Source organism: Chitinimonas viridis (assembly GCF_030409555.1).
GTDB lineage: Bacteria > Pseudomonadota > Gammaproteobacteria > Burkholderiales > Chitinimonadaceae > Chitinimonas > Chitinimonas viridis.
The window spans coordinates 1,026,132-1,044,304 of record NZ_JAUFPU010000018.1 but is presented as its reverse complement, the minus strand read 5'-3'; the positions used below and the strand labels follow the sequence as shown (position 1 = coordinate 1,044,304).

Below are 18,173 nucleotides of genomic sequence, written 5' to 3'. Positions count from 1 at the left end.
ATGCTGTGTCTTGGGGCGCCATGCCCCGGGGGTCTGCCCGGGGACAGACCACGCTCTATATGGGTTTGTTCACCAGCCACACCTCGCAGTGCAACATGGCTTACCGTGCTCTTGCTTTTGTCCTTGGGAGTCAACGCCTTGCGTGCCTGCCTGCGCAGTCGCGCGCTTCCCCAAGGCTTGGGTGCGGTAAACCCGGTATGTTACCCTAATAGCCTTGCAAAACTAAAGATTTGAAGGGTTTTGACCATGTCTCTGACACAAGCCGATGTGCGACGCATCGCCCGCTTGGCGCGTCTGCAGGTAAATGACACCGAAGTCGCCGAGGTCGAGCAGAAACTCAATGGCATATTGGGCCTGATAGAACAGCTGCAAGCCATTGATACGGAAGGCGTCGAGCCCATGAGCCACGCTCGCGACGTGGCCCTGCGCCTGCGCGAGGACGTCGCCACCGAGACCAATCGCCGCGCCGCCTTCCAGGCCGTGGCCCCGGCAGTGGAAGACGGCCTCTACCTGGTGCCCAAGGTCATCGAATGAGCGCCGCGCATATCCGCGCCACCCTGGCCGAGGGGCATGCCCTGCTGGCCCGCGTGCTGGCCGACGAGGCGTTCATCGCCTCGGTCGAGTCGGCCGGCCAGTTGCTGGTCGAGGCCTTTCGCGCCGGCCACAAGGTAATCTCGGCTGGCAACGGCGGCTCGCATTGCGATGCCATGCACTTTGCCGAGGAGCTGACCGGCCGCTACCGCGACAACCGCCCGGCCCTGGGCGCCATCGCCGTATCCGACCCCTCCCACCTCAGCTGCGTGGGCAACGATTACGGCTTCGAGTTTGTGTTCTCGCGCTTTATCGAAGGCGTAGGCCGGGCCGGCGACGTGTTCGTGGGCATCAGCACCAGCGGCAATTCACGCAACATCCTGCGCGCCGTCGAAGCCGCCCGGCAACAACAGATGCGCGTCGTGCTGCTGCTGGGCAAGGACGGCGGCCAGCTCAAGGGCCAGGGTGACGCCGAGATCACCGTGCCGCACTTCGGCTATGCCGATCGTATCCAGGAAATCCACATCAAGGTCATCCACATCCTGATCGACATGGTCGAGCGGGGAATGGGGTATACAGAACAGCCATGACTTACACACTCAAGCAAGCCGCCGACCTGCTGGCCGCCGGCAAGACCTCCGCAGTCGAACTGGCCAGTGACTACCTGGCCAGGATAGAAGGCGCCCAGGGCGCGCTCAATGCCTTTATCACGGTGGACCGCGAGCTGACGCTAGCCATGGCCCGCAAGGCTGATGCCAGCCGCGCTGCCGGCAATGCCGGCCTGCTGACCGGCGTGCCCATTGCCCACAAGGACATCTTCTGCGCCGAGGGCTGGAAGACCACCTGTGGCTCCAAGATGCTGGAGCATTTTGTCTCGCCCTATGACGCAGGCGTAGTGGAGCGTTGCACGGCAGCTGGCCTGGTCACGCTGGGCCGCACCAATATGGACGAGTTCGCCATGGGCTCGAGCAACGAGAACAGTGCCTACGGCGCAGTACGCAACCCCTGGGACAGGGATGCCGTCCCCGGCGGCAGTTCCGGCGGTTCGGCAGCAGCCGTTGCTGCACGCCTGGCGCCGGCCGCCACGGCCACCGATACCGGCGGCTCCATCCGCCAGCCGGCAGCCTTCTGCGGCGTCACCGGGCTCAAGCCCACCTATGGCGTGGTCAGCCGCTACGGCATGGTCGCCTATGCCTCCAGCCTGGACCAGGGCGGTCCCATTGCCCAGACTGCAGAAGACTGTGCCCTGATGCTCAATGTCATGGCCGGCCACGATGTGCGTGATTCCACCAGCCTGGAAATGGCCAAGGAAGATTACAGCCGCGATCTGAACCAGCCACTCAAGGGACTGCGCATCGGCATGCCGCGCGAGTACTTCGGTGCCGGCCTGGCGGCCGACGTGGCCGCCGCCATCGAATCGGCCTTGGCCGAGTACCGCAAGCTGGGTGCCGAGGTGGTGGAAATCAGCCTGCCACGTACCGAACTGGCCATCCCCGCCTACTATGTGATTGCCCCGGCCGAAGCGTCCAGCAACTTGAGCCGTTTCGATGGCGTGCGCTATGGTCACCGCGCTGCCGAGTACACGGACCTGAACGACATGTACGAAAAGAGCCGCGCCGAAGGCTTTGGCTGGGAAGTGAAGCGCCGCATCCTGACTGGTGCCTATGTGCTCAGCCATGGCTATTACGACGCCTACTACCTCAAGGCCCAGAAGGTCCGCCGCCTGTTGTCCGAGGATTTCCAGGCCGGCTTTGGCCAATGCGACGTGATTGCCGCTCCGGCTGCCCCCACGGTGGCCTGGAACCTGGGCGAGAAGGGCGATGACCCGATTGCCATGTACCTGGCCGACATCTACACCCTGGGCGTCAACCTGGCTGGCCTGCCCGGCATTGCCCACCCGGTGGGCTTTGGCGCCAACGGCCGCCCGGTGGGCCTGCAGCTGATAGGCAACTATTTCAGCGAGGCGCGCCTGCTCAATGCGGCCCACCAGTTCCAGCAGGCCACCGACTGGCACACCCGCGCGCCGGCACTGTAAGCAACAGGGATCAATCGACAGGCCGCCCCGGCGGCCCAGTCATGGAAGGAATACGCAAGATGCAATGGGAAGTCGTTATCGGGCTGGAAATCCATACCCAGCTCTCGACCCAGTCGAAAATCTTCTCGGCCAGCAGCACCACGTTTGGCAATGAGCCCAATACCCAGGCCAGTGCGGTGGATATCGCCCTGCCCGGCGTGCTGCCGGTGATGAACCGCGCGGCGGTGGAAAAAGCCATACAGTTCGGTCTGGCCATCGGCGCCAAGATCAACCGCAAGTCCATCTTCGCCCGCAAGAACTACTTCTACCCGGATCTACCCAAGGGCTACCAGATCAGCCAGTTTGAAGTGCCGGTGGTCGAGGGTGGCCAGGTCACCATACGGGTAGGCGATCAGGACAAGGTGATCAACCTGACCCGCGCACACCTGGAAGAAGACGCCGGCAAATCGGTGCATGCCGTCCACGGCATGAGCGGCATCGACCTGAACCGTGCCGGCACACCCTTGCTGGAGATCGTCTCGGAGCCGGAAATGCGCTCGGCCGCCGAAGCCATCGCCTATGCCAAGGCCATGCACAGCCTGGTGACCTGGATAGGTATCTGCGACGGCAATATGCAGGAAGGTAGCTTCCGCTGCGACGTCAACGTCTCGGTACGCCCGCTGGGCCAGAAGGAATTCGGCACCCGGCGCGAAATCAAGAACCTGAACAGCTTCAAGTTCATGGAACAGGCGATCAAGTACGAAGTGCAGTGGCAGATCGAACAGATCGAAGACGGCCACAAGATCCAGCAGGCCACCGTGCTGTTCGACACCGAGAGCGGCCAGACCCGCATGATGCGCAGCAAGGAAGATGCACATGACTACCGCTACTTCCCCGACCCGGACCTGCCGCCGCTGGTGATAGACGAGGCCTGGATAGAGCGGGTGCGCAGCGAGCTGCCCGAGCTGCCGGAAGCCATGCAGGCCCGCTTCCAGTCGCAATACGGCATCCCTGCCTACGATGCCGCCACCCTGACTTCCAGCAAGGCCATGGCCAGCTACTACGAAGCCACCGTGGCTGCCGGTGCCGATGCCAAGCTGGCCAGCAACTGGATCATGGGCGAAATCTCGGCCACGCTGAACCGCGAAGAGCGCGACATCGCCGACAGCCCGGTTGCCGCCGACGCCCTGGCGCTGCTGATACGCCGCGTGATGGATGGCACCATCAACAACAAGACCGCCAAGGATGTGCTGAAAAAGATGTGGGAAGCGGGTGACAGCGCCGATGCCATCATCGAACGCGATGGGCTCAAGCAGGAAAGCGACACCGGCGCCATCGAAGCCATCATCGACGAAGTACTGGCCGCCAATGCCGCCATGGTGGAAGAGTACAAGTCCGGCAAGGAAAAAGCCTTCAACGCCCTGGTCGGCCAATGCATGAAGGCCAGCAAGGGCAAGGCCAACCCGGCGCAGGTGAACGAAGTACTGAAGCGCAAGCTGGACTGACGCTCACACCCCACGCACCTCGCAACGTGGACTCCCATCACGGCGGCGAGGGCGGGGGGTGTGGAATAAATCAAAGAAGAGCCTACCGGTTCAGGCTGCGCTGGCGTCCAGCGCCAGGGTTCCCCTGGCGCCTGCTGCTCACGTCATCACCCATCCCAGACTCAAGCCCATAACAGGCTCTCACCGGCGATTCCAACCGTAACGCGGTGGGTCGGGGGTGAAGCCTTCCTGCGGGAAGGGGTTGGGTTCGTCGCGCTGATGGCGACGGCCCGGTATCACCCCGGCTGCCACCAGGTTGCGGCGGCTGTCGTAGCGCAAGGCTAGGCGGTCGGATGGCTGGGTGCTGGCCCGCTCGAACCGGGTGCGGCGAGCCTGCGAGTCCTCGATCTCACCGTGGCCGGTACCCATCTGCGGCGCGGCGGACGGCGCCGACTTGGCTCGCGGTGAGCTCTCTTCCATGGCCCTGGCATCGCGATCACGGGCGATCACCACGGGTGGAATATAGCGGCGCTCGCGGAACACGGCGGCGCCAATCACGCCTACTTCGTCCGGCCTGCCGGTACGGGCAGCGTAGCTGTCACCCAGGTCGGTAAAGTAGAAACGGGCTACGCTGCCCATGGATTTGCGCCAGCCCGACACCACGGTGTCACCGTGGGGTTCCAGCACATAGCCGGTCTGCTGGTAGCCGGCAGTCTCGCCACTGACGGCGTTGACACCATCGACCGACAGCACCACCAGCACCCGCTCGTCGGTAAGATTGCGCAGCCTTACCTGATAGGCCTCGCCTTGCTCGCCTGCCACCCAGGCACTGCCACGGTGCTGGTATTCACGGTAGTCACGACCGTAACGGTCTTCCACCTGGATCTCAACCAGGTTGCCACGCTGGGCCAGGGCGCCGAGCGAGGCGGTGGCAAGCAACAGGGCGATCAGCTTCTTGGTGTTCATTTCAGCCTCCTTGGCCGTTCGGGGTTGTAGTACCTTGAACGGCATTGAGCGCCTGATCGGGTTAACGCAAACTGAACTGATTGCAGCCGATCTGGCTACCGCCAATTCCAGCGTCAGCGATGACAGTCGCAAACCCCCAGCTCGCGCTAGACTGCCGCCATGGTTACCGATACCGAGCGCTACCAGCGCATACTGGACCGCGATGTCCGCTACAACGGCCGTTTTCTGACAGGGGTGCTGACCACGGGCATCTATTGCCTGCCATCCTGCCCTGCGCGCAAGCCCAAGCTGGCGAATGTGCGCTTTTTTGCCGATGAGGCGGCTGCCCGTACTGCCGGACTGCGCCCCTGCCTGCGCTGCCGGCCCGATCTGTTCTACCGGGGCCAGGATAGCGACGAAGCCATCTATGAAGGCTTGCAGACTCGCCTGCTGGCCGACTGCAGCGAAGTGGCCGACCCGGCTGCACTGGCCCGCCTGGCCGGGGTATCCCGTACCAAGCTCGGCACCCTTTGCCGTGAGCATGGCCATACCAGCCCGGCAGCCCTGCTGCGCCATGCCCGCCAGCTGGCCACCCTCAGACACCTGCAAGCGTCCGACGCCGCCATCGCCGATATCGCCTACGCCGTGGGCTATCGCAGTGAAGCCACCTTCCACCGCCAGTTCCTGGCCGAGCAAGGCATGACACCGGGCGGCTACCGCAGCATGCTGGCCGGCAGCCGCTTCACCCTGCGCCTGCCGCAGGCTTACCGCAGCGCAGAGGTGCTGGCCTACCTGGGCCGCGACCCTGACGGCCCCGCCGAGCGGCGCAGTGGCAACCACCTCTGCAAGGCCATGCTGGTCCAGGGGCAGGCCATCCGGCTGAGCCTGACCCTGGTGCCGGGCCAGGCCCATTGCGAAGTCGCCAGCGAACAAAGGCTGGTGCCGGCCACCATGGCGGCCGCCCACCAAGCCGCACTGCGCTGCCTGGGTCTATGGCGCCCGCAGGAAGAAACCCTGAGCGACCCGCAAGCCTTGCAACTGCAGGCCAGCCAACCGGGCTTGGTGTTCCCGCTCAGTGCCAGCGTGTGGGAGGCCCTGGTGTGGGCCATAGTCGGCCAGCAGGTGAACCTGACGTTTGCCGGCCAGCTGCGCCGGCAGGTCATCCTGCTGGCGGGCGCTGATGCCGGCGAAGGCATGCAGGCCCATCCCAGCCCTGCTGCCGTGGCGGCGCTGGACCCGGCCTTGCTGTGCGAGCGCAAGTTTTCCCGCTCCAAGGCCAGCTATCTGGTCGACACGGCCCGGCATCTGGTCGAGCATGGCATCGATATCGAGCAACTGCCGTATCAATCGGCACCGGCCGCCTTGCGGCGACTCACCGCCCTGCGCGGTATTGGCCCCTGGACGGCGCAATACACGCTGCTGCGGGGGGCAGGTTTTGCCGACTGCGTGCCGGTGGGCGACGCCGGCCTGGTCGCCGCCCTGCAGCGCCAGTTTGCCCTGCCACAACGGCCCGATGCCGCCCAGACCCAGGCGCTGATGGCCTGCTACGCCCCGCATCGCAGCCTGGCCACCGCCCGCCTGTGGGCCAGCCTCAAACCCCTGGCCAGCGAGGAGGCAGCATGAGCGACCGCTATTGGGACGCCATGGACTCGCCCTTCGGCCGCATGGTGGCGCAGGTCAACGGCCAGGGTGGCTTGCTGAGCATGAGCTTCTTCGACCATGCCGAAGCCACGGCCGTTGCCGCAGGCGCACGGCACGACGCCCCCCGCCTGGCGGCGGTGATGGCCCAGTTGCGCGAATACCTGGCAGGCACCCGGCAGCAGTTCACGCTGCCGCTGGCGCCCAGCGGCACGCCTTTCCAGCACGCAGTCTGGGCGGCCCTGGTACAGATACCCTATGGCGAGACGATCAGTTATGGTGAGCTGGCGCAGGCCCTGGGCCAGCCCGGTGCCGCCCGTGCGGTGGGGCGTGCCAACGCCACCAACCCCATCGGCCTGATCGTGCCCTGTCACCGCGTCATCGGCGGTGATGGCTCGCTGACCGGCTACGCCGGCGGCCTGCCACGCAAGCAGGCCTTGCTGGCGTTCGAGCGCCAGCACAAGCCGCAGCCGGGCAGCAACCTGGCGCTGTTTGACTGAAACCGCTCAGCAGGCTTGCCGGCCACACCAGCCACCGCGTAAAATTCCCGACTGAATTAATCAGCTATTACGCAACCGGCCGCCCGATGGCCTGCGAGGAGTGTCATGGATACCCAGGAAAAAATCCGCCAAACCGTCACCGAAAACCCGGTCGTGCTGTACATGAAGGGGACGCCCACCTTCCCGCAGTGCGGCTTCTCGGCCAAGGCAGTCAGCATACTCAAGGCCTGCAATGTGAATTTTGCTGCCGTCAATGTGCTGACCGACGATGAAGTCCGCCAGGGCATCAAGGAATTCGCCAACTGGCCCACCATCCCCCAGCTCTATATCCGTGGCGAATTCGTCGGCGGTTCGGACATCGTGGGCGAGATGTACCAGAGCGGCGAACTGCAGAAGCTGCTGGAAGGCCTGACCAGCTAAGCGCTGTTCTGCCCCCCATGCAAAGAGCCGGCTCATGCCGGCTCTTTGTCTTTGGGTCTGCAGGTTCAGGCTGCTTGCCCGTCCACTGGCGCCTGCACTGTCCCTCGCCCATGATGGGCACTCCGGCAGTGCATCGACGCTACATCTGCTTGAACAGATGCTGATAGGGCTGGGTGACCACCAATTCTGTCCCTTCCACCCATAGCCGCATGCCGCCGCTGCCATCACGCGTCAGTTTTTCCACCCGCCCCAGGTTCACCACTGCCCCCCGGCTGATCTGGCAAAACCGCTCTGGCTCCAGGCTGGCGGCCAGCTCCTTGATGGTCTTGCGGATATGGGCGTCAAAGCCGACACCCAGCAGGCGGGTGTATTTGGCCTCCGCCACAAAGCCGGCAATCTCCTCCACCGGGATGATGCGCATCTGCAAGCCGCAGGCCGCATGTATCCAGCGCAGCCAGCCCGGCTCCTGCAACCGCTGTGCCAAGTGGGATAGGTCGGCAGGGGCTTGCAGCAGGCGCTGCTGCAGGCGGGTCACCGCCGTCGCCAGGCGTGCCAGATCCAGCGGCTTGAGCAGGTAATCCACGGCGCCGGCATCAAATGCCTGGATGGCGTAATCGTCGTAAGCGGTCAGAAACACCACATGGCAAAGGCCGGATGCCGAGCGCGCCACCTCCATGCCGGATGCACCGGGCATGCGTATATCGAGAAAAGCGATATCCGGCCTCAGCTGATTGAGTGCGATCACGGCGGCCAGGCCGTCCTCGGCTTCCGCCACGATTTCCAGGTCCGGCCACAGCGCGGCCAACGCTTCCCGCAGCCTTGCGCGCAGCAGTGGCTCGTCCTCGGCAATGATCGCCCTGGCTTTCATACGCCATCCTTGGCATGGACCAGGGGCAGGCATAGGGTCGCCAGCACACCGCCTTCGGGCCTGGCTTCCAGCACCAACTCCCCCTGGGCGCCATATAGTGCAAGCAGCCTTTGCCGCAGGTTGCGCAAGCCCACACCACCATGGCGCGACCCGGTCTCATGAAAACCCAGGCCATTGTCCGCCACGCTCAATTGCAGTTGCGCATCGGCCTGGACGGCAGTAATCGTCACACTGCCGCCGCCGGGCTTGCCTTCCAGGCCATGCTTGAGCGCGTTCTCCACCAGGGTGGCCAGCGCCAGCGGCGGCAGCTGCGCCGCTTCCAGCTCCGGCGGGCAGGCGATCTGAAAGGCCAGCCGCTCACCCATGCGTATCTGCATGATATCGAGGTAGGCACGCACCCGTTCCAGCTCCTCCCCCAGCCTGACCTCCACCTGGCGAATTTCGGGCAGCGTCGCCCGCAGGTAGGCCAGCAGCCTGGCCAGCATCTGATCTGCCAGTGGCGCATCGCGCCGCAGCAGGTATTGCACATTGGCCAGAGTGTTGAACAGAAAGTGCGGCTCTATCTGGCCTTGCAGCGCGGCCAGCTGTGCCTCCAGCAGCGTGCGCTCGGCGGCATGGCGCTCGGCCTGGGCTGCCAGCAGCGCCTCTTCACGCCAGCGCTGCCAGCGCCTTACCACACCGGGCAGCAGCAACAGGCACAGCGCAAGCAGCGCATACACCTGGCTGCGCCCGGGTGGGCGGGATGCCAGTAGGGCGTGCTGGCGCAAATATTCCGCCACCAACCCGCCTACCCAGGCACCCAGGCCCAGCGCCGCCGCCAGTGCCACCAGCATGACGGCAGGGGCCGGCCAGCGACGCGCCAGTTGCAGCACGCCCAGCGCCAGCGCATAGGCCAGCAGCAATGCCGCCAGATCGGCGGAGAAGCCCGCCGGCCAGAACCAGGCCAGTGCGTATGCCAGCAGCGCCATCAGCAGCGCTGCCAGGCTGGCCGCCGCAGTGAACGGCGCATAGGGATGATGGATCATGGCCGCAGCGTCAGATTCACTGGGCGGCCCACGCTGGGTGCAACATCAATGGCCATGTGCAGCGGCATATTGCTGGCCTGCACCACCACCGGGCCGAGCGGCACCAGGCGGACATTGCGTATCCAGACCTTGCCCTTGCCCTGCAGCACCAGCCCAAAATCCAGCGAGCGGGTCTGCTCGTCCACCATGCCGCCCACCTGCACCTTGGTTTCGGTCCATTCCTTGCCGGCATTCCAACCTGCGCCGGAATTCACCGACTCACCCCCCTGTGCTCCCGGCTTGGCGCCTACCGTCCGCATGAACAGTTCCGCCCGCACTTTCGGGTCTTCCGTCTTGACCTCGGCGCTCAGCATCAGGGTCTGCCTGAGATAGGGCTTGGCATCGATGGTCTGGGTCAGGCCGCCCAGTTGCTCGCCCGGCTCGCCCAGCGAGCGCAGGTAAACCGCCCCCTCCTGCTCGTCATACCCTACCTCGAACTGCTTGCCGACCTGGCCAGCAGCACTCCAGCCGGCGGGTACGCCGGGCCGTTCTGCAGCCGCGAGCGGTACATTCAATGCGCCAGCGACAGCAACCGACAACAACAAAGCCTTGATTTGCATGATGGGATCTCCCGTGAGTTGATGAAGCACAGGAGGGACTCTAGGTAAGGTCAGACGCATGGAGGAGACAGGCTGCGATGGATACCGGCAAGCTTACGATAAAACCGGGATTTTGCCCGACCTGGCCGTAGGCGTTAGCATGCGTCCTACTCTCCGCTCACGCTACAGGCAGGCTGTCATGTCCCTCCAACTCTGGCTCGCCTATGTCGGCGCCGTCTTCGTCATATCGGGCACGCCCGGCCCCAATATGTTGCTGGCCATGACCCACGGCATACACCATGGCCTGGGCCGTACCGCCAGCAGCACCATGCTGGGCCTGCTGGCCGGCCTGGCTGTCATATTGTCCATCTCGCTGGGCGGCCTGGGCGCGGTGCTGCTGGCCTCCAGCCATGCTTTCGACATCATCAAGTACGTGGGGGCGGCCTATTTGATCTACCTGGGCATCAAGACCTGGCGTGCCAGTGCCGATGGCCTGGAAACCGAGGGCCGGCCCGATGCCGACAGCGCCTGGGCGCGCTTTCGCATCGGCGTGCTGATCGCCCTCTCCAACCCCAAGGCCATCCTGTTCGGGGTGGCGTTCTTTCCCCAGTTCATCGACGCCAAGCAACCCATGGCCGGCCAGGCCAGCCTGTTGTTGCTGACCTTTGTGCTGATAGAGACAGGCTGGATGTGTGTGTATGCCGGCGGTGGCGCCCGCCTGGCCAGCTGGCTGCGGCAGAGCGGCCGCATGCGCTGGTTCAACCGCGCAGCCGGTGGTGCCTTCGTGGCCGCCGGGGTGCTGCTGGGGGCGTTCAAGCGAGGTTGAGCGCCTGTATATGGTTGGGGGCATGTAATGTGATGACGCTTGGAGCAGGCGCCAGGGGGACCCTGGCGCTAAACGCCTGCGCAACCTGAACCGGGAGGCGCTCGCCTTATTAGAATCCACTCCCCCCGCCCTCGCCGCCGCGAGGGAGCCTCGCTGGCACTCGTTAGCGAGCCTATCGAGGGCTGGAGGCATCGATGGGCGTGACGCCTGAGCGGGCGCCAGGGGAACCCTGGCGCTAAGCGTCAGCGCAGCCTGAACCAGTAGGCTCTCCCCTTGATTGAATCCACACCCCCCGCCCGCGCCGCCGCGCGGGAGCCTCGCTGGCGCTCGTTATCTCGCTGAATGGGCTTCAGCGCCTGTGATGGACTCAAGTCATCGCGGCATTATGGGCAGTGCAGGCGCCCCGGGTAACCCTGGCGCTTAACGTCGGCGCAACCTGAACCGGGAGGCGCTCGCCTTATTAGAATCCACTCCCCCGTGCTGGTTGAGACCGTCGATGAAGGCCAGCCACGCATAAGTGGCAGGGACCGCCCATCCTATATTGCTGAAAATCAGGCACACACCCTAGCCACGACGGCTATCCCGCATTACGATTCGGCCTCGGTTGGCGACACAATTGCCGACCGCATGGCAGCGTGGTCTATCGCCGCGCTGCATGACCCGAAAAACACGATTTTTCTGCGGACCCAGCCTGCCGACCAAGCCTTCTCGCTTGCGTTGCCGGCCATTCCGCGCGGAGCCAAAAGCATGACCGCATTTGTATTCAGCGAACCCAACTTCGACAACCACGAGCAAGTGGTGTTCGTGTCCGAGCCCAAGTCGGGCCTCAAGGCCATCCTGGCTGTCCACAATACCAACCTGGGCCCCGCCATGGGCGGCTGCCGGATGTGGAACTACGCCAGCGAAGCCGACGCCGTTACCGATGTGCTGCGCCTGTCGCGCGGCATGACCTACAAGAACGCCGTTGCCGGCCTGCCCATCGGCGGCGGCAAGAGCGTGATCATCGCCAACCCCAAGACCGACAAGACCCCTGCGCTGTTCGAAGCGCTGGGTGAGGCCCTGGAGCGCCTGGGCGGCCGCTATGTGACGGCCGAAGACGTGGGCACCAATACCGACGACATGGCCCATGTGGCCCGCAAGACCCGCCATGTGGCCGGCCTGGGCGAGACTGGTGATCCGTCGCCCTTTACCGCCCTGGGCTGCTTTGTCGGCGCACAGGCTGCCGTGAAGTACCACCTCAAGCGTGACTCCATGGAAGGCCTGGTCGTGGCCCTGCAAGGTCTGGGCAATGTTGGCTTCGACTATGCCCGCCGCCTGCGCCAGGCCGGCGCCAGGCTGATTGTCACCGACATCGACCAGGCAGCGCTGGAACGTGCCCGTACCGAGCTGGGCGCCGAAGTTGTGCCGGTGGACAGCATCTACGACGTGGAAGCCGATATCTACGCCCCCTGCGCCCTGGGCGCCACGCTGAACCCCAACACCCTGGGCCGCCTCAAGGTCAAGATCGTGGCCGGCGGCGCCAACAACCAGCTGGCTACTGCCGACATCGGTGAGTTCCTGCGCCAGAAGGGCATACTCTACGTGCCCGACTTCGTCATCAACGCTGGCGGCATCATCAAGGTCTGCTACGAGCACCTGAAGAAGCCCGAGAACGAAGTGGAAGCCCATGTACGCCGCATCGGCGACACGCTCACCGAGATCTTTGAGCGCGCTGCCCGCGAAGGCGTCGCCACCAGCGTGGAAGCCGACCGCGTAGCGGAGTTGCGCTTCAAGCGTTGAGCATGATGGTGCAGCCCTGGCCGCAACAGCCAGGGCTCCACGTGAAACAGCCCGGCTCAAGCCGGGCTGTTTTGCTTTTCCCGACCGCCAATCATGCGGGGCAGGGCAGACAGATAGTTGGAAGTCGCCGGGGCTGTACCCGGCGCGGCCAGGCAAGCGCCGCCGCGCATTCGGCCTACTTGATTAACGCTGGTGCACGCAGGCCCGATACTTGGCGTCTTCATCCTCGAATACTTCTTCGCCACCGGTGGCATAGGCCAGGCTCAGCGCGACTACGGCCTGGTCCAGCCGGCCCAGTTCAAACTCGCACTGGCCCAGGCGCAGCTGGATAAACGGGTTGGTTGACCCTTCCGGACACTCCGATGCCTGTGCCAGCGCCTGCTGGCCACGGTCGTGCTCGCCCATCAAGAAGCAGGCGTCGCCTATGGCAGCCAGCACCCAGGTACTGGCTTCCCAGCGTTCCAGATCGCTGGGCAAGAGGGCGCGGGCCTCTTCGTACTTGGCCAGGGCAGCGTCGAAGCGGCCCTTATCGAATTGCTTGTCGCCTTCGTCCAGCAGCGCCTGTATGGGCTCCTGCAATATGGCCGGCAATGTGGTCATGAATCGGACTCCCTATGAACAGAAGCCCGGACCAGGCCGGGCTTCAAACACTTTAACTCATTCGCAGGGCGTGGGGGCACGCCCAGGCTCACCGCAGCGGCCAGCGCAGGCTGGCCGCTGCCGGAGGGCGCTTAACGGTAGGCGTCGATGCTGGGGCAGGAGCAGACCACATTGCGGTCGCCGTAGGCATCGTCAACCCGACCCACGCTAGGCCAGAACTTGTTGTCGCGCACCCATTCCAGCGGGTAGGCGGCCACTTCGCGGCTGTAGGGGCGTTCCCACTGGCCCACCACGGCAAACTGGGTGTGGGGGGCGTTGCGCAGGGGGTTGTTGTCTGCCGGCCAGTTGCCTTGCTGTACCTGCTCCACTTCCTTGCGGATGGACACCATGGCGTCGATGAAGCGATCCAGCTCGGCCTTGGATTCGGATTCGGTCGGCTCGATCATGAAGGTGCCAGGCACCGGGAAGCTCATGGTCGGGGCGTGGAAGCCGTAGTCCATCAGGCGCTTGGCGATATCCACCTCGGTCACGCCGCTGGCAGCCTTGAGCGGGCGCAGGTCGATGATGCACTCGTGCGCCACGCGGCCGTTCTTGCCGGTGTAGAGGATGGGGTAATGGGCCGACAGCTGCTTGGCCATGTAGTTGGCGTTCAGCAGGGCTGCCTGGGTGGCCTTCTTCAAGCCGTTGCCACCCATCATGCGGATATACATCCAGGAGATGGGCAGGATGGAGGCCGAACCGAACGGCGCTGCCGACACGGCAGTCTGGCCACGGTGCGGGCCGTCGATCGGGGCCACCACATGGTTGGCCATGTAGGGAGCCAGGTGGGCCTTGAGGCCGATGGGGCCCATGCCGGGGCCGCCGCCGCCGTGCGGAATGCAGAAAGTCTTGTGCAGGTTCATGTGCGACACATCGGCACCGATCTCGGCCGGCTTCACCAGCGCCACCAGGGCGTTGAGGTTGGCACCGTCCATATAGACCTGGCCGCCGTGGGCGTGGATCACATCGCAGATTTCGCGGATGGCTTCCTCGAACACCCCGTGGGTGGACGGGTAGGTGATCATCAGGCAGGCCAGGTTCTTGCTGTGCTCCTCGGCCTTGGCCTTGAGGTCGGCCACGTTGACGTTGCCGTTGTCGTCGCATGCCACCACCACCACCTGCATGGACATCATCTGCGCGGTGGCCGGGTTGGTGCCGTGGGCCGATTGCGGGATCAGGCAGATATTGCGATGCCCTTCGCCACGGGCCTCGTGGTAGCGGCGGATGGCCAGCAGGCCGGCGTACTCGCCCTGCGCGCCCGAGTTGGGCTGCATGCAGATCTCGTCAAAACCGGTAATGGCCTTGAGCTGCTCGCTCAGGCCTTCCACCAGCTCCAGGTAGCCACGGGTTTGGTTGGCCGGGGCGAACGGATGGATATCGCCGAACTCGGGCCAGGTCACCGGAATCATCTCGGCGGTGGCGTTCAGCTTCATGGTGCACGAACCCAGCGAGATCATGGCGTGATCCAGGGCCAGATCCTTGTTCTGCAGCTTCTTCATGAAGCGCAGCATCTCGGTCTCGGTGTGGTGGGCGTTGAACACCGGGTGGGTCAGGATGGCGTCGGTACGCAGCAGGCCGGCAGGCAGCGCGGCAACGCGTTCCTGGTCCAGCAGCTCCACATCCAGGGCCTTGGCGGCTTCACCGACCAGGGCCGTCCACAGTGCCTTCACATCGGCGCGGCTGCTGCGCTCGCCAAAGCTGACGCCCAGCTGGCTGCTGGAGACATGGCGCAGGTTGTAGCCGGCGCTCTGGGCGGCTTCGTAGGCGGCATGGGCCTTGGCGCCCAGGTCTACCACCACGGTGTCGAAGAAATGGCGGGTCTGCACGGTCACGCCCACGCGCTTGAGGCCTTCGACAAAGATGGCGGTCAGGCGATGGATGCGGTCGGCAATGCGCTTGAGGCCGACCGGGCCGTGGTAGACGGCGTACAGCGAGGCCATATTGGCCAGCAGTACCTGCGAGGTACAGATATTGGAGTTGGCCTTCTCGCGGCGGATATGCTGCTCGCGGGTCTGCAGGGCCATGCGCAGGGCGGGGTTGCCGGCCGAATCGACCGACACGCCAATGATGCGGCCAGGCACCGAGCGCTTGTATTCGTCGCGGGTGGCAAAGAAGGCGGCGTGCGGGCCACCGAAGCCCATGGGCACGCCAAAGCGCTGGGCCGAGCCCAGGGCGATGTCGGCGCCCAGCGCAGCTGGCGACTTCAGCACCACCAGGGCCATCGGGTCGGTTGCCAGGGCAACCAGGCCGCCCATGGCCTTGATGGCCGCCACGGCGGCTTCGAGTTCGGCGATTTCGCCGTTGACATTGGGGTACTGGAACAAGGCGCCAAAGACTTCATGGTCCTTGGCCTCGGCTGCCGTGCCGTAGATCAGTTCCCAGCCAAAGGCCGTGGCGCGGGTCTTCATCACGTCTATGGTTTGCGGCAGTGCGTCGCGGTCCACAAAGAAGCGATTGGACTTGGACTTGGACACGCGGCGGGCCATGGCCATGGCTTCGGCTGCGGCCGTGGCTTCATCCAGCAGCGAGGCATTGGCCAGCTCCAGGCCGGTCAGGTCCAGCACCAGTTGCTGGAAGTTCAGCAGGCATTGCAGGCGGCCCTGCGAAATCTCGGCCTGGTAGGGCGTGTAGGCGGTGTACCAGCCGGGGTTTTCCATCACGTTGCGCAGTATCACCTTGGGGGTGATGGTCTCGTGGTAGCCCATGCCGATGAACGAACGGGCAATCACGTTCTTGCTGGCTATGGCGCGGATTTCGGCCAGCGCCGCTTCCTCGGTCACGGCATCGGGCAGCGCACAGGGCGATCCGCCCAGGATGGTGCCTGGCAGCGTGTCCTTCACCAGGCCATCGAGCGAGTCCGAACCCACGGTCGCCAGCATGCTGGCGATTTCGTGTTGATCAGGACCGACATGGCGGTGGATGAATTCGTCGTGGTTTTCCAGCGAGAGAAGCGGCGTCATGGTATGACCCTTACTAGGTATGGTTCATCGCACGGGGCGATATTCAAAATGGCAAACCGGCCGCTTGTGGCGACCGGCGGGTAATGCTTGTGCGCAGCGTCAGAGCACTTTCTTGTAGCGCACCACCATGCTGGCGGTATCGGCGCAGCTCTCGCCAGGGCGGGAGCAGCCCAGCACCGTCACTTCCAACTCGCCGGGGGCCAGCAGGCGGCCGCGCATGGGCAGGCTGAGCTTGCCGCTGTTGAGCGTGCCAGCAAACTCGCCGGCCTGCCCCAGCTGGGCCAGCAGGGTATCGGCCCAGGTGCCGGAGAGCGGCCCGGCCAGCTCAGGCTGGCTGGCGCTGTTCGGTATCAGTTCCATGCCGATCAGCACCGTGCCGCTGGTGGTGACGATGAGATACTCGCCGTGCTGCGCCTGCCACACCCCGTCGAAGGCCTTGTCCGCAAGGGCCAGCATGGGAGCGGCAGCCAGCAACAGGGCAGCGAGGGTAGATTTCAGGCGCAGCATGGGGTGCCTCCTGTGCTCGATGACTGGATCAGGCGCCGATTTCCTTGCCATAGGCAGCGGCGTCCATCAGGCCGTCCAGATCAGCTGGGTTGGCCGGCTTGATCTTGAAGAACCAGCCTGCACCGTAGGGGTCGGTGTTGACCGACTCGGTGGCATCGGCCAGGGATTCGTTCACGGCGAGAATCTCGCCGGCAATCGGGGCGTACACATCGGAAGCGGACTTGACCGACTCCACCACGCCAGCCTGCTCGTCGGCAGCCAGTTGGGCACCCACCTTGGGAACTTCCACGAACACCACATCGCCCAGCAGGCTCTGGGCGTGGTCGGTAATGCCCACGGTCACGCTGCCGTCGGCTTCAACGCGCAGCCACTCGTGGCTGGCAACGTATTTCAGATCGCTGGGGATATGGGTGCTCATGGGATCGCTTCCGTTTGGGTGTGGCGCTTTTGGCGCCGGATTATCGGACCGGCCAGCAGGCACGGTTGGATTTTGCGCGGATTCTACCAAATCTGTAGGCAGTTACGCTGCTGCTACAGAGACTTATCTGTCGCGTTGTACATGAACCAAATCACTACTGCCCGGCCAGCTGCTTCATCCGTGCCAGCCGCTCGGCTTGATCGCGTTGCAGGAAGGCATCCTGCGACAGCGCCGCATGGGCCAGACCAAAGTAACGCCTGGCCTCGTCGCGCTGCTGGCGGGCCAGGTACAGCTCGGCCAGCTCCTCGAACACATAGCCGTCCACCTCGCCTGCCTCGGCATTGTCGCGCTCCAGTGCCAGTTGCTCGGCCAGGGCGGCTTCGTGCCTACCCATGAGCCTGTGCACATGGGCCACCATCCAGCGGGCAACCCGCAGCGGCCCCGCCTGGCCTTGCTGGCGGCGCTCGGCCAGCTGTTTCTCGAAGTAAGCCAGGGCGGGCTCGTACTGGCCCATGTCCTGGTAGGCCATGCCGATATTGTTGTAGAGCGAGGCCAACCAGCGCTTGGCCCGGGGCTGCCTGCTGGCTTCGGCATAGGCCACGGCCTTGAGGTTCCAGGCCAGTTGTTCGGCCGGCGGTACGGTAAACGGCACCATATGGGCGGCATCCACCGCCAGGTAGTCGGCCTCTATGGTGCGCGCCTTGTCCCAGGCCTGTTCGAACAGGGGGCGGGCCTTATCCTTTTGCTTGCCGGAGTTGAACAGCCGGCCGCGTTCCAGCAGGTAGCGCACCGTCACAATGGGCGGCAGCGCATCCAGCCGGGGGACCAGCTGGTCCAGCAGGGCATGGCCCTCGTCAAAGCGCTGCTGCAGCCCCAGGGTGCGGGCCACCTGGGTTGCCACCTGGGCCTGCTCGCTGCTGCCATCGGGATAAGCCGCCATGGTGGCGCGAAAACGCTGCTCCACTGCCGCCACATCCCGGCTCTGCCAGATCAGGAACTCCTGCAGGGCGTCGTCATCCTTGGGTCGTTCTGCGCTCATGG

General features: G+C 64.7%; 18 protein-coding genes. 9 read left to right on the top strand and 9 right to left on the bottom strand.

What is annotated here, in order from left to right; translation table 11 throughout:
• Positions 1-246 precede the first annotated feature (246 nt).
• Genes gatC through gatB form a run of 4 tightly spaced genes read left to right on the top strand, consistent with a single transcriptional unit; the run spans position 247 to position 4,050 of the window.
• The gene (gatC, locus tag QWZ03_RS17750; RefSeq protein ID WP_290333943.1) at positions 247-534 is read left to right on the top strand and encodes an Asp-tRNA(Asn)/Glu-tRNA(Gln) amidotransferase subunit GatC; all 288 of its coding nucleotides are present in this window, start codon (positions 247-249) and stop codon (positions 532-534) included.
• Positions 531-1,121 carry a D-sedoheptulose 7-phosphate isomerase gene (gene lpcA / locus QWZ03_RS17745; RefSeq protein ID WP_284195642.1) on the top strand — a complete coding sequence of 197 codons (591 nt, stop codon included), beginning with the start codon at positions 531-533 and terminating at the stop codon, positions 1,119-1,121. Before gatC ends, lpcA begins: the two co-directional genes overlap by 4 nt.
• Entirely contained in the window at positions 1,118-2,566 is a 1,449-nt protein-coding gene (gene gatA, locus QWZ03_RS17740) for an Asp-tRNA(Asn)/Glu-tRNA(Gln) amidotransferase subunit GatA (RefSeq protein ID WP_290333942.1), read from the top strand. Before lpcA ends, gatA begins: the two co-directional genes overlap by 4 nt.
• Positions 2,567-2,625: 59 nt before the next feature.
• A complete protein-coding gene (gene gatB, locus QWZ03_RS17735; RefSeq protein WP_290333941.1) occupies positions 2,626-4,050 on the top strand; it encodes an Asp-tRNA(Asn)/Glu-tRNA(Gln) amidotransferase subunit GatB in 1,425 nt (474 codons plus the stop codon).
• A 180-nt stretch (positions 4,051-4,230) separates the two neighbouring features.
• Here the strand turns inward: gatB and QWZ03_RS17730 are convergent, their stop codons facing one another.
• A complete protein-coding gene (locus QWZ03_RS17730) occupies positions 4,231-4,995 on the bottom strand; it encodes a hypothetical protein (protein WP_290333939.1) in 765 nt (254 codons plus the stop codon).
• A gap of 159 nt (positions 4,996-5,154) precedes the next feature.
• On the opposite strand from QWZ03_RS17730, the gene QWZ03_RS17725 reads away from it, so the two are divergent.
• The 3 genes from QWZ03_RS17725 (at position 5,155) to grxD (ending at position 7,532) form a co-directional block, all read left to right on the top strand.
• Positions 5,155-6,597, top strand: coding sequence for a DNA-3-methyladenine glycosylase 2 (locus QWZ03_RS17725; RefSeq protein WP_290333938.1), 1,443 nt, complete (start codon positions 5,155-5,157; stop codon positions 6,595-6,597).
• Positions 6,594-7,112 (top strand): methylated-DNA--[protein]-cysteine S-methyltransferase, encoded by a 519-nt coding sequence (locus tag QWZ03_RS17720; RefSeq protein WP_290333937.1) that lies wholly within the window; start codon positions 6,594-6,596, stop codon positions 7,110-7,112. The genes QWZ03_RS17725 and QWZ03_RS17720 overlap by 4 nt, the downstream gene beginning before the upstream one ends.
• 105 nt (positions 7,113-7,217) lie before the next feature.
• Positions 7,218-7,532, top strand: coding sequence for a Grx4 family monothiol glutaredoxin (grxD, locus tag QWZ03_RS17715; protein ID WP_284195636.1), 315 nt, complete (start codon positions 7,218-7,220; stop codon positions 7,530-7,532).
• A gap of 139 nt (positions 7,533-7,671) precedes the next feature.
• Here grxD and QWZ03_RS17710 read toward each other — a convergent pair whose 3' ends face one another.
• The 3 genes from QWZ03_RS17710 to QWZ03_RS17700 are packed head-to-tail and all read right to left on the bottom strand — an operon-like array spanning position 7,672 to position 10,024.
• Positions 7,672-8,400 carry a LytR/AlgR family response regulator transcription factor gene (locus QWZ03_RS17710; protein ID WP_290333936.1) on the bottom strand — a complete coding sequence of 243 codons (729 nt, stop codon included), beginning with the start codon at positions 8,398-8,400 and terminating at the stop codon, positions 7,672-7,674.
• Positions 8,397-9,425 (bottom strand): sensor histidine kinase, encoded by a 1,029-nt coding sequence (locus QWZ03_RS17705; protein ID WP_290333935.1) that lies wholly within the window; start codon positions 9,423-9,425, stop codon positions 8,397-8,399. Before QWZ03_RS17705 ends, QWZ03_RS17710 begins: the two co-directional genes overlap by 4 nt.
• On the bottom strand, positions 9,422-10,024 hold the full coding sequence (locus tag QWZ03_RS17700; RefSeq protein ID WP_290333934.1) for a hypothetical protein: 603 nt from the start codon (positions 10,022-10,024) through the stop codon (positions 9,422-9,424). The genes QWZ03_RS17705 and QWZ03_RS17700 overlap by 4 nt, the downstream gene beginning before the upstream one ends.
• Before the next feature lie 178 nt (positions 10,025-10,202).
• On the opposite strand from QWZ03_RS17700, the gene QWZ03_RS17695 reads away from it, so the two are divergent.
• Together QWZ03_RS17695 and QWZ03_RS17690 are read left to right on the top strand one after the other, a co-directional pair.
• On the top strand, positions 10,203-10,829 hold the full coding sequence (locus tag QWZ03_RS17695) for a LysE family translocator (RefSeq protein WP_290333933.1): 627 nt from the start codon (positions 10,203-10,205) through the stop codon (positions 10,827-10,829).
• Positions 10,830-11,576: 747 nt separating this feature from the next.
• The gene (locus tag QWZ03_RS17690; protein WP_284195634.1) at positions 11,577-12,608 is read left to right on the top strand and encodes a Glu/Leu/Phe/Val family dehydrogenase; all 1,032 of its coding nucleotides are present in this window, start codon (positions 11,577-11,579) and stop codon (positions 12,606-12,608) included.
• Between the two features lie 183 nt (positions 12,609-12,791).
• Here the strand turns inward: QWZ03_RS17690 and QWZ03_RS17685 are convergent, their stop codons facing one another.
• The 5 genes from QWZ03_RS17685 to QWZ03_RS17665 all read right to left on the bottom strand — a co-directional run bounded on the left by QWZ03_RS17685 (position 12,792) and on the right by QWZ03_RS17665 (position 18,171).
• Entirely contained in the window at positions 12,792-13,208 is a 417-nt protein-coding gene (locus QWZ03_RS17685; RefSeq protein WP_284195633.1) for a hypothetical protein, read from the bottom strand.
• A gap of 131 nt (positions 13,209-13,339) precedes the next feature.
• A complete protein-coding gene (gene gcvP, locus QWZ03_RS17680) occupies positions 13,340-16,207 on the bottom strand; it encodes an aminomethyl-transferring glycine dehydrogenase (RefSeq protein WP_290333932.1) in 2,868 nt (955 codons plus the stop codon).
• Between the two features lie 99 nt (positions 16,208-16,306).
• Positions 16,307-16,714, bottom strand: coding sequence for a hypothetical protein (locus tag QWZ03_RS17675; RefSeq protein ID WP_284195631.1), 408 nt, complete (start codon positions 16,712-16,714; stop codon positions 16,307-16,309).
• Positions 16,715-16,742: 28 nt separating this feature from the next.
• On the bottom strand, positions 16,743-17,132 hold the full coding sequence (gcvH, locus tag QWZ03_RS17670) for a glycine cleavage system protein GcvH (protein ID WP_284195630.1): 390 nt from the start codon (positions 17,130-17,132) through the stop codon (positions 16,743-16,745).
• A 154-nt stretch (positions 17,133-17,286) separates the two neighbouring features.
• Entirely contained in the window at positions 17,287-18,171 is an 885-nt protein-coding gene (locus QWZ03_RS17665) for a tetratricopeptide repeat protein (RefSeq protein ID WP_290333931.1), read from the bottom strand.
• Between the last annotated feature and the right edge of the window lie 2 nt (positions 18,172-18,173).